12 protein-coding genes and 1 other RNA gene are annotated in these 10,215 nt (G+C 27.9%); 9 read left to right on the forward strand and 4 right to left on the reverse strand.

Annotated features, from left to right (window positions below; all coding sequences use genetic code 11):
• Positions 1 to 41: 41 nt before the first annotated feature.
• From O6B72_RS07425 to O6B72_RS07435, 3 genes are read right to left on the reverse strand one after another with little or no spacing between them, the layout of a single operon-like run.
• Positions 42 to 1,091 carry an AI-2E family transporter gene (locus O6B72_RS07425; protein WP_101636744.1) on the reverse strand — a complete coding sequence of 350 codons (1,050 nt, stop codon included), beginning with the start codon at positions 1,089 to 1,091 and terminating at the stop codon, positions 42 to 44.
• Positions 1,078 to 2,091 (reverse strand): Holliday junction branch migration DNA helicase RuvB, encoded by a 1,014-nt coding sequence (gene ruvB, locus O6B72_RS07430; protein ID WP_016647192.1) that lies wholly within the window; start codon positions 2,089 to 2,091, stop codon positions 1,078 to 1,080. The genes O6B72_RS07425 and ruvB overlap by 14 nt, the downstream gene beginning before the upstream one ends.
• A 5-nt stretch (positions 2,092 to 2,096) precedes the next feature.
• On the reverse strand, positions 2,097 to 2,762 hold the full coding sequence (locus tag O6B72_RS07435) for a tetratricopeptide repeat protein (RefSeq protein WP_269491079.1): 666 nt from the start codon (positions 2,760 to 2,762) through the stop codon (positions 2,097 to 2,099).
• Between the two features lie 101 nt (positions 2,763 to 2,863).
• Here O6B72_RS07435 and ssrA point away from each other — a divergent pair.
• The 8 genes from ssrA to O6B72_RS07475 all read left to right on the forward strand — a co-directional run bounded on the left by ssrA (position 2,864) and on the right by O6B72_RS07475 (position 8,227).
• Positions 2,864 to 3,257, forward strand: a transfer-messenger RNA (tmRNA) gene (gene ssrA, locus O6B72_RS07440).
• Between the two features lie 182 nt (positions 3,258 to 3,439).
• Positions 3,440 to 4,699, forward strand: a complete 1,260-nt coding sequence (locus O6B72_RS07445; protein ID WP_269492715.1) for a tyrosine-type recombinase/integrase — start codon at positions 3,440 to 3,442, stop codon at positions 4,697 to 4,699.
• A gap of 195 nt (positions 4,700 to 4,894) precedes the next feature.
• Positions 4,895 to 5,095 (forward strand): hypothetical protein, encoded by a 201-nt coding sequence (locus O6B72_RS07450; RefSeq protein ID WP_269492716.1) that lies wholly within the window; start codon positions 4,895 to 4,897, stop codon positions 5,093 to 5,095.
• 264 nt (positions 5,096 to 5,359) lie between these two features.
• A complete protein-coding gene (locus tag O6B72_RS07455; RefSeq protein WP_269492717.1) occupies positions 5,360 to 5,683 on the forward strand; it encodes a nucleotidyltransferase family protein in 324 nt (107 codons plus the stop codon).
• A 34-nt stretch (positions 5,684 to 5,717) separates the two neighbouring features.
• Complete coding sequence (locus tag O6B72_RS07460) at positions 5,718 to 5,918, forward strand: hypothetical protein (RefSeq protein ID WP_269492718.1); 201 nt, start codon at positions 5,718 to 5,720, stop codon at positions 5,916 to 5,918.
• Between the two features lie 45 nt (positions 5,919 to 5,963).
• A complete protein-coding gene (locus O6B72_RS07465) occupies positions 5,964 to 6,242 on the forward strand; it encodes a hypothetical protein (RefSeq protein WP_269492719.1) in 279 nt (92 codons plus the stop codon).
• The gene (locus O6B72_RS07470; RefSeq protein ID WP_462898180.1) at positions 6,236 to 6,787 is read left to right on the forward strand and encodes a GNAT family N-acetyltransferase; all 552 of its coding nucleotides are present in this window, start codon (positions 6,236 to 6,238) and stop codon (positions 6,785 to 6,787) included. Before O6B72_RS07465 ends, O6B72_RS07470 begins: the two co-directional genes overlap by 7 nt.
• Positions 6,788 to 8,227, forward strand: coding sequence for a bifunctional aminoglycoside N-acetyltransferase AAC(6')-Ie/aminoglycoside O-phosphotransferase APH(2'')-Ia (locus tag O6B72_RS07475; protein ID WP_001028144.1), 1,440 nt, complete (start codon positions 6,788 to 6,790; stop codon positions 8,225 to 8,227).
• 130 nt (positions 8,228 to 8,357) lie between these two features.
• Here O6B72_RS07475 and O6B72_RS07480 read toward each other — a convergent pair whose 3' ends face one another.
• The gene (locus tag O6B72_RS07480) at positions 8,358 to 9,530 is read right to left on the reverse strand and encodes an IS256-like element IS256 family transposase (protein WP_000195429.1); all 1,173 of its coding nucleotides are present in this window, start codon (positions 9,528 to 9,530) and stop codon (positions 8,358 to 8,360) included.
• A 62-nt stretch (positions 9,531 to 9,592) separates the two neighbouring features.
• On the opposite strand from O6B72_RS07480, the gene O6B72_RS07485 reads away from it, so the two are divergent.
• Positions 9,593 to 9,784, forward strand: coding sequence for a hypothetical protein (locus O6B72_RS07485; protein WP_269492720.1), 192 nt, complete (start codon positions 9,593 to 9,595; stop codon positions 9,782 to 9,784).
• The last annotated feature ends 431 nt before the right edge of the window (positions 9,785 to 10,215 follow it).

Consider the following 10,215-nt stretch of genomic DNA (forward strand, 5'->3'; position numbering starts at 1 on the left):
AATTTAACTATTTCAATAATTAAATTTTTACAAGTTTAAAGTTAGTCTAAATTATCAAATTCTTTTGTCATTATTCTATATGAATTTAATGAAGCAATAAACAGTGTTACAATTGCAGGCCCTAGAATAATCCCCCAAAAGCCAAATGTTGACAGTCCAGCAAGCATGGCAAAAAATATTAAAAGCTCATTTATATTAGCAGGGCTACTTACAAGTTTTGAGTTTATAAATCTAATTATTAATGGTTTTATAAAGTTATCAGCAATAGTTGCTATCATGATTATTGAATATAAAAATATTATAATTGCGTTTAAGGTATTGCCATTGGCTAATTCATAAATACTAATTGGTACAAATATCAAAGCCCCACCAACTATTGGCACAAGCGATGCAAAAGCATATAATATTCCCATTAAAAAGCCATCATATCCATAAAATGATAGAAAAACACCAAATAAAAACCCTTGTAAAACAGCAGTTGCTATGGTTGAGTATAAAACAACACTCATTGTATTTGCTACTTCATGAGAGATTGAATCTATATGTGAGGCTTCAACTGGCAAAGTTTCTTTTAAAAAACTCATAAGAGATTTTCCATATAAATTTGCAAAAAAGTAAAATGCTATTATAAGACCCATATCTACAATAAATTTTGCACTTGATTTGCCTATAGTAGAAAGATAAGTTGCGCCTTGTTTTACTAAGGAATTTATGTTTATTGAGGCTATAAATTCTTTTATTTTTGGCTCAAAAGATGCAAATTTTTCAGGTAAGTGAAAATTAAAATTTTGTATATAATTTAATACAATAGATGTATTTTTCATATCAAAACTTGATGCGTATTTTGCAAGCTCAATAACTGCATACATAAATGGCACTAAAAAAAATAATGCCAAAACAAGAGTTGTAGAAGTTGCTGAAAGTAGATTTTTATCATTTGTTAGTTTAAGGAAAAATCTATTAATATTTGCAGTTGAAACAGCTAGAAGTATCCCAATGGCAATTGTAAGCAAAAAACCGTTAAAAAGATAAATCACAAAACAAAATAAAAAAAGTATAAAACCCACAAAAAAGTATTTACTCGTCTTCATCAAAAAGTCCTTTTTGGTATGGAATTTTAAGCATTTCATAGCTTTTGTAAGTTGCAATTCTGCCTTTTGCTGTTCTTTGTATATAGCTATTTGCAAGCAAATATGGTTCTATCACATCTTCGATCGTTCCTTCATCTTCGCTTAATGCAGCTGAAATAGTATTTAATCCAAGTGGTTTTTTATTTGCTTCAAATAAAATTCCCAAATATTTTAAATCAAGTTCATCAAAACCAAGTTCATTTACTCCAAGTTCATCTAGTGATGTTTTTGCTCTATTTAATGATATGTTTTCTTCATCATTTATATCGGCAAAGTCTCTTATTCTTTTTAATAATCTTAATGCTATTCTGGGAGTTCCACGACTTCTTTTTGCTATTTCAAGTGAGGCATCTTTATCAATGCTTTTATTTAATTTTAAAGAAGCTTTTTGAGTTATACTAGCTAGTTCATCTGGTGAGTAAAACTCAAGCCTAAAAGAAATTCCAAACCTATCTCTAAGTGGAGCTGAAATCATACCAGCTTTAGTAGTTGCACCAATTAGTGTAAATTTTGGGATATCTATTTTGATAGTTTGTGCAGCAGGACCTGAGCCAATTATAATATCAAGTCTAAAATCTTCCATGGCAGGATATAAAATCTCTTCAATAGACGAGCTTAAGCGGTGAATTTCATCTATAAATAAAACATCACCTTCTTCTAAATTTGTTAAAATAGCCGCCAAATCGCCAGCTTTTTCTATCATTGGTGCGGCAGTTATTTTTATATTTGCATTCATTTCATTTGAAATTATATGAGCCAATGTTGTTTTTCCAAGCCCTGGAGGTCCATAAAAAAGAGTATGATCCAAAACCTCAGCTCTTTTTTTTGCAGCTCCTATAAAAACTTTTAAATTTTGTTTTATTTTTTCCTGACCTATATATTCATCAAAATTTAGCGGTCTTAGGCTTACTTCATATTCTTTTTCAAAATTTACTTTTTCTATTTCGACGATTCTGTCCATTACTTTTAAATTTCACCCTTTAACTTTAACTCTTTTAGTTGTGTTTCATATTTGCAACCTTGCTCATGTCCTAAGTCACAACCTTTTGCAAAGTATTCACTAGCTTTTTCAATATCGATTTTTACACCATTTCCATTAGCATAAAGAGTTCCTAAATTTGTACATCCTTCCCCATATCCAAGTTGGCATGATTTATCATAGTATTCAAAAGTTTTATGGATATTTGCCTCTACACCATCACCAAATTCATACATATATCCAACTTGCGCGCATGATAAAGGGTGGTTTAACTCACAAGCTTTTCCATAGTATTTAAAAGCTTTTTCAAAGTCCATTTCTACAACTTCACCTCTAAAATACATCATTGCTATGTTTGAGCAACCTTCTGGACTATTTAGTTCACAGCCTTTTTCGTAAAGTTTTATAGCTTCTTGCTTATCAACTTCTACACCTAAACCATTATCTAAAAGCCATGCTAAATTTGTACAGCTTTTGCCATCGTTTTCATTACAAAGTTTAGTCCAAATTTCTTTTGATTTTTCATATTTATTTTCAACAAATGCTTGATGTCCATCATCAACATTTAAATCTTCACTAAAGTAATCTCTTGTTTTTTCACTTGCATTTATACTAAGTGATAATAAAATAGATAAAATAATAGTTTTTTTCATTTTTGCCCTTTTTTTTGTTAAAATTAAATGTATATTCTACCAAAATAATATAAAAATTTGACAAAAAGTAGTATTTTATGTAGAATTATGCACATTTAAATGGGGGTGACTTGGCTTCGACAGGAGTTAAACGGTCACGGTTGCATGTCGCTTTGAGCAAAGCGTTAAAAGCTCAAATTAAAATTAAACGCAAATAACGTTAAATTTGCTCCTGCTTACGCTAAAGTAGCGTAAGTTCAGTTGAGCCTTGCATTTGCTGATACTATTTAGGCAAAGTAGCAAGTCATTTAAATAGTGTAGTTTAAATGTTTGACAAGCATTTAGATGAAATTCTTGTCTTAGTTTAAGAGTTTGGTTTTTTTGCTTAGTTGTTATTTTAACTGCTAGCAAAATGAAAGTGGGCCTTCTTAAACGAAATTTCACTTTCGCTAAACATGTATAGAGACTTTGGTCTTTTGCTTTTGGACTGCGGTTCGACACCGCACACCTCCACCAGTTAATCAATTCTATATAAATTTAAAAATATTTTTATCGCTCCATGAACTCCATAAAATCATATTTTTAAAGCTTTTATAACATATCTAAATATTTTTAAAATTATGCTAATATTTTTATAATTAATGCAGTATAATAATGTAGTTTTATTTTATTAATGTAGTTTTATAAAAAGGAACAAAATGGCAAACATTTCAAAAGTAAATTTGCAAGACAAAGATATAAGAAATTTAAAACCAAAAGATAAACAATATAGAAAAGCAGTAGGAAATCCAAAGGAGCTTTATATTTGGATAAATCCAAGTGGAATTAAAACATTTTTTATTCTTTATAAAGGAAAAACAAAAAAATTACATGAATTTACAAATGACTATGGCGTAGAACAAGCAAGAGAGGATGCCTTTAAAGAAAAAAAGCGGTTAAAAAACAATGTGCCATTAAAATCAAATAAATATACTCTAGGAGCATTATATGAAATCTATATAAGACGCAAAAAACTAAGCTTAACAAAAAACTATATTTCAAGAATTGAATGTAGAATGAAAAGATATATTCTTCCTAGATTTGGAAATAAAGATATTAAAACAATTAAATATACTGATTTGTTAGAAACTTTAACACCTATTTTTAATCCTTCTAATCCTGCTAAATCAGGCTTAGGAACAATTGAAAGACTTATAGGCGATTTAAATGCTATTTTTACAATAGCGATAAATGATGGATATATAGGTTTTAACCCTTGCAATCAACTAAAAAATGATTTTCCTTCATCAAGAAGTTTCGCTACAAAACACGGAGTAGATACAAGATACCCTGCAATAGTGGATGAAAATTTATTGAAAGAGTTTTTAACTGATTTAATAAATGATAATAAAATGGAGTTACAAACAAAAAGAGCCGTATTGCTTCAAATTTTATGCGTAAATAGACCAAAAAATACAGTAGAGGCAAGATGGGAGCATATAGACTTAGAAAAAGGAATTTGGAGTATTCCAGCATCTGAAATGAAAACAGGTTTTTCTCATATTATAAATTTATCAAATGAAGCAATAAAGGTTTTAAAAGAACAAAGAATATATTGTATGCAAGATTCAGAGTTTGTGTTTCCATCATTTGAAAAAATAAAAAAAGGAATTAAAATAAGCCATATGAATAGAGATACTATAAATAAAGCTATAAAAAATTTTGGAGGTAAAAATAAATATTTAGGCAAAGCAACAGCTCATGGATTTAGAGCAACATTTAAGACTATTTGCACACTAAATTTAGCAGAGCTTGGAACACTTGGAATAAGCGAAAAAACAATAGAAAATGCACTAGCACACAAAGAGTTAGACGATATAAAATTTGCATATGAAAGACAAACGGCAACGATGGAACAAAATAAGGCTTTAATGCAGTGGTATGCCAATTATTTAAACAAAATTGTTAAATTTATATAATATTAATTTTTTTATGGTATCATAAGAAAAATATTTTTGTTAAAAAATTACATTAGAACACTTATGAAAGTATAAAGAAAGGGAGAATAGTATCTTTTTATAAAAAAGATCAAAAATATTAGGGCAAAGCCCCAAACCACACCATTAAAAAGTGAATAATTAAATACAAACCCTACAAAAAAAGGAAAAAACACAATGAAAAATGAAAATTTAAAAATAAACGATTTGCAAAAAGAGTATGAGAAATATGAACTTACAGAAGCTGATAAAGCAGATATGAGAGAGACCCTAGCACAAAGAGAGCGTGGAGAACTAGAATTTATAAGCCATGATGAATTCATACAGCATAAAAAAGAATTATTTGCAAGGCTTAGTAAGTATGAAAATCAAGTATAATAAAAAATTGAATGAAAAAACTTTTTTCTTTTCTCTCCCTTTTTAAAATCTATAAAAAGAGTTAAATTCTTTTTTTTGTTTTAAAATTTATAAAAAAGGGAAAAAGAGAGATTTTATTTTATTAAGTTATAAATGACTCTAAAAAGGTTTTTATGATTTATTTATGTAAAGGATTAAAGACTTTTACGAATAAAATTTAAACTTATTTTTAATCAAACAAAGTTATAATATTCTCTGTTTAGTGACAAAAAATAAGGAGTGATAATGGCTGTCTTATCGCAAAAACAAATACTTGAATATTTATCTGAAATAAAACCACATTTAAAAAAAGATGGAATAAATGGAATTGGTCTTTTTGGAAGTTACGCTGACGGCTATGCAGATGAAAATTCAGATATTGATATAGTGGTTTTAGCAGATAAAGAAAAATTTTTAGATAGACTACACGCATTTAGAGCACTTGACTATTTGGACAAATTAAAAAATAAAATTTCAAAACATTTTAATAAACCAGTTGATATATGCGATTTTTACTCAAAACAAGAAATGATAGAAAACAAGATAGTTAAAGATATAATATTTGCCTAAAAATTGCACATCTTATTAAAAAGGAAAAAATATAATGAAAAATGAAAATTTAAAAATAAATGATTTAAAAAAAGAATATGAGGAATACGAGCTATCAGATGCTGACAAGGCTGATTTAAAAGAAATTTTAGCACAAAGAGAGCGTGGTAAATTAGAATATGTTACAATGGATGAAATATTAGTATCAACAGAAGCTACAATAAAACAATGGGAAAATAAACAAAATAAAAAATGATAACTGCAATATAATATGCTATAATTTTTTAAAAAGGGGATAAAAATGCACACATTAACAATAACTGGCAATATCAGTTCAAAATTAGCACAAACAATAAAAGATATGGTTCAAGCAATCGATCCAAATTTTAAGGTTGATTATTCATTTAAAGAAAAAGCTGATGAGCCAAGGCTAAGCAAAGATGACGCTAATTATTTAAAAAAAGTGGTTAGCAAGATTGAAAATGGTGAAATTTATGAAAATGATGAGTTAATTAATACTAAAATTTATACCACAAAACAATTTAAAATAAAAATGCAAGAACAAGGCTTTGCATGGTAATTTTTTATACAGATGATTTTTTAAAATCTCTTATGGAAATTAGAAATTTCATAGCCAAAGATAGTAAGTTAAGGGCTGATGATTTTACAGAATTGCTTCACCAAGAAATAGAAAAAATACCCTATATGCCATATAAGCATAGGCAAAATTTTATGGAAGAAGTTTTAATTGATGATAATATGGTTTTTGATATTGATAATTTAAAAGGATTTCTTAATGATACCAGTTCATTTGGGTTTATAGCTAAAGAAAATAATAAAATTATAGGATTTGCATATTGCTATACACTTTTAAGACCTGATGGAAAAACAATGTTTTATTTACACTCAATAGGAATGTTACCTAACTATCAAGACAAAGGTTATGGTTCAAAATTATTATCTTTTATTAAGGAATATTCTAAAGAGATTGGTTGTTCTGAAATGTTTTTAATAACTGATAAAGGTAATCCTAGAGCTTGCCATGTATATGAAAAATTAGGTGGTAAAAATGATTATAAAGATGAAATAGTATATGTATATGATTATGAAAAAGGTGATAAATAAATGAATATAGTTGAAAATGAAATATGTATAAGAACTTTAATAGATGATGATTTTCCTTTGATGTTAAAATGGTTAACTGATGAAAGAGTATTAGAATTTTATGGTGGTAGAGATAAAAAATATACATTAGAATCATTAAAAAAACATTATACAGAGCCTTGGGAAGATGAAGTTTTTAGAGTAATTATTGAATATAACAATGTTCCTATTGGATATGGACAAATATATAAAATGTATGATGAGTTATATACTGATTATCATTATCCAAAAACTGATGAGATAGTCTATGGTATGGATCAATTTATAGGAGAGCCAAATTATTGGAGTAAAGGAATTGGTACAAGATATATTAAATTGATTTTTGAATTTTTGAAAAAAGAAAGAAATGCTAATGCAGTTATTTTAGACCCTCATAAAAATAATCCAAGAGCAATAAGGGCATACCAAAAATCTGGTTTTAGAATTATTGAAGATTTGCCAGAACATGAATTACACGAGGGCAAAAAAGAAGATTGTTATTTAATGGAATATAGATATGATGATAATGCCACAAATGTTAAGGCAATGAAATATTTAATTGAGCATTACTTTGATAATTTCAAAGTAGATAGTATTGAAATAATCGGTAGTGGTTATGATAGTGTGGCATATTTAGTTAATAATGAATACATTTTTAAAACAAAATTTAGTACTAATAAGAAAAAAGGTTATGCAAAAGAAAAAGCAATATATAATTTTTTAAATACAAATTTAGAAACTAATGTAAAAATTCCTAATATTGAATATTCGTATATTAGTGATGAATTATCTATACTAGGTTATAAAGAAATTAAAGGAACTTTTTTAACACCAGAAATTTATTCTACTATGTCAGAAGAAGAACAAAATTTGTTAAAACGAGATATTGCCAGTTTTTTAAGACAAATGCACGGTTTAGATTATACAGATATTAGTGAATGTACTATTGATAATAAACAAAATGTATTAGAAGAGTATATATTGTTGCGTGAAACTATTTATAATGATTTAACTGATATAGAAAAAGATTATATAGAAAGTTTTATGGAAAGACTAAATGCAACAACAGTTTTTGAGGGTAAAAAGTGTTTATGCCATAATGATTTTAGTTGTAATCATCTATTGTTAGATGGCAATAATAGATTAACTGGAATAATTGATTTTGGAGATTCTGGAATTATAGATGAATATTGTGATTTTATATACTTACTTGAAGATAGTGAAGAAGAAATAGGAACAAATTTTGGAGAAGATATATTAAGAATGTATGGAAATATAGATATTGAGAAAGCAAAAGAATATCAAGATATAGTTGAAGAATATTATCCTATTGAAACTATTGTTTATGGAATTAAAAATATTAAACAGGAATTTATCGAAAATGGTAGAAAAGAAATTTATAAAAGGACTTATAAAGATTGATTATATAATATATGAAAAGCTATTATAAAAGACATTAGTATTAAATAGTTTAAAAAAATGAAAAATAATAAAGGGAAGTGAGTCAAGTCCAGACTCCTGTGTAAAATGCTATACAATGTTTTTACCATTTCTACTTATCAAAATTGATGTATTTTCTTGAAGAATAAATCCATTCATCATGTAGGTCCATAAGAACGGCTCCAATTAAGCGATTGGCTGATGTTTGATTGGGGAAGATGCGAATAATCTTTTCTCTTCTGCGTACTTCTTGATTCAGTCGTTCAATTAGATTGGTACTCTTTAGTCGATTGTGGGAATTTCCTTGTACGGTATATTGAAAGGCGTCTTCGAATCCATCATCCAATGATGCGCAAGCTTTTGAATATTTTGGTTGATCGATATAATCATGAATCAATCGATTTTTAGCCTCACGCGCTAAGTTAATATCTGTGAACTTAAAAATTCCTTTAACAGCTTCTCTGAAAGATTTTGAATTTTTTTTAGGAATGGTGGTAAAGATATTTCTTAGGAAGTGAACTTGGCATCTTTGCCAACTTACGTTGGTGAAGGATTTTCTAATGGCAGAGACTAATCCTTTGTGCGCATCAGAAATAACGAGTTCCGTACCTTGTAAACCGCGTTCTTTTAGGTATTCAAAAAATGTTGTCCAGGTCTCTTCGCTTTCGCCACTTTGAATCATGAAGCCGATAATTTCACGGTCGCCATCTTTGGTTATTCCAATCGCTATATGACAGCTTTTTGAGAGTACTCGATTTTCTTCTCGTACTTTTATATAGAGTACATCGGTCATTAAGTAAGGATAATTTTTTTCTGATAATAAACGATTCTGCCACTCGTTAACCATAGGTTCTAGCTGTTCTGTTAAGCTAGAAACGAAGGACTTAGAGACGGATTTACCACAAAGTTCTTCCACAATTTTTGATACTTTACGAGTTGAAACGCCTGATACATACATTTCCAACATTGAAGCCATGAGGGCTTTTTCGTTTCGTTGATAACGTTCAAACACTGTGGGTGAAAAATGGCCATCACGTGTTCTGGGTACTTTTAATTCTAGCGTGCCTACACGTGTCGTAAAGCTGCGCTCATAATAGCCATTTCGTTGACTTTGTCGGTTTTCTGTTCGTTCATATTCTTTTGCTTGAATATATTCTGTTCGTTGATTTTCCATTAGTTGATTAAATACCGTTGTTAAAATATTTTTAGAAACGTCATCCTTTACAGAATATTCAATAATGCTTTGAATCTCTTCGCTTTTCAGTGTAAAATGTACTTGGGTCATGTAAAAGTCCTCCTGGGTATGTTTTTGTCGTTAAAAACATTGTACCGTAAAAGGACTGTTATATGGCCTTTTTACTTTTACACAATTATACGGACTTTATCCAAAATTTAGATGCAGAGAATGAAAATGTTAGGGATTTGATTTTTAAGGGATATGTGATTGTTTTTCATATAAGCCAAAGATATAACACAATAACAATACTTCAAATTTATAAAAGAAATCAGCCAAAAATAAATTTTAAAAACTTAGCATAGATTTAAATTTTTACACCTACATGAAAAAATAAAATTTCTCTCCCTTTTTATAAATTTGACTAGTTAAAAATGTTGGATATTAAAATAATTTACAAGTTTTTTAAAAAAAGAAAAAGATTTTTAAACTTAATAACTACTTAAATATTATTTTTATTTTTATATTTTTTTATGCTTTTTATTTTGATATTTTTTAGTATATTTCGTTTATTTAATTTAGTTTTATTTTAATATTTATTGTTTTTTAAATAAAATACAGACAAATGCAAAAGAAAAACTATTCTCTACCACCTCTGCTTTTTTCAATACTATTAAATTTATCTTTTTTAATTGTGTTATTATTTCTATGATATGAGTTATCTTTTAAAATATCTTTCATAAGGACTTGCTTATTTCTTATCTTTAAAAGCTCATCATCAGGCGTTACATTAAGA

Origin of the sequence: Campylobacter ureolyticus (assembly GCF_027277485.1) — a bacterium.
In the GTDB taxonomy this organism is placed as follows: Bacteria; Campylobacterota; Campylobacteria; order Campylobacterales; family Campylobacteraceae; genus Campylobacter_B; species Campylobacter_B ureolyticus_B.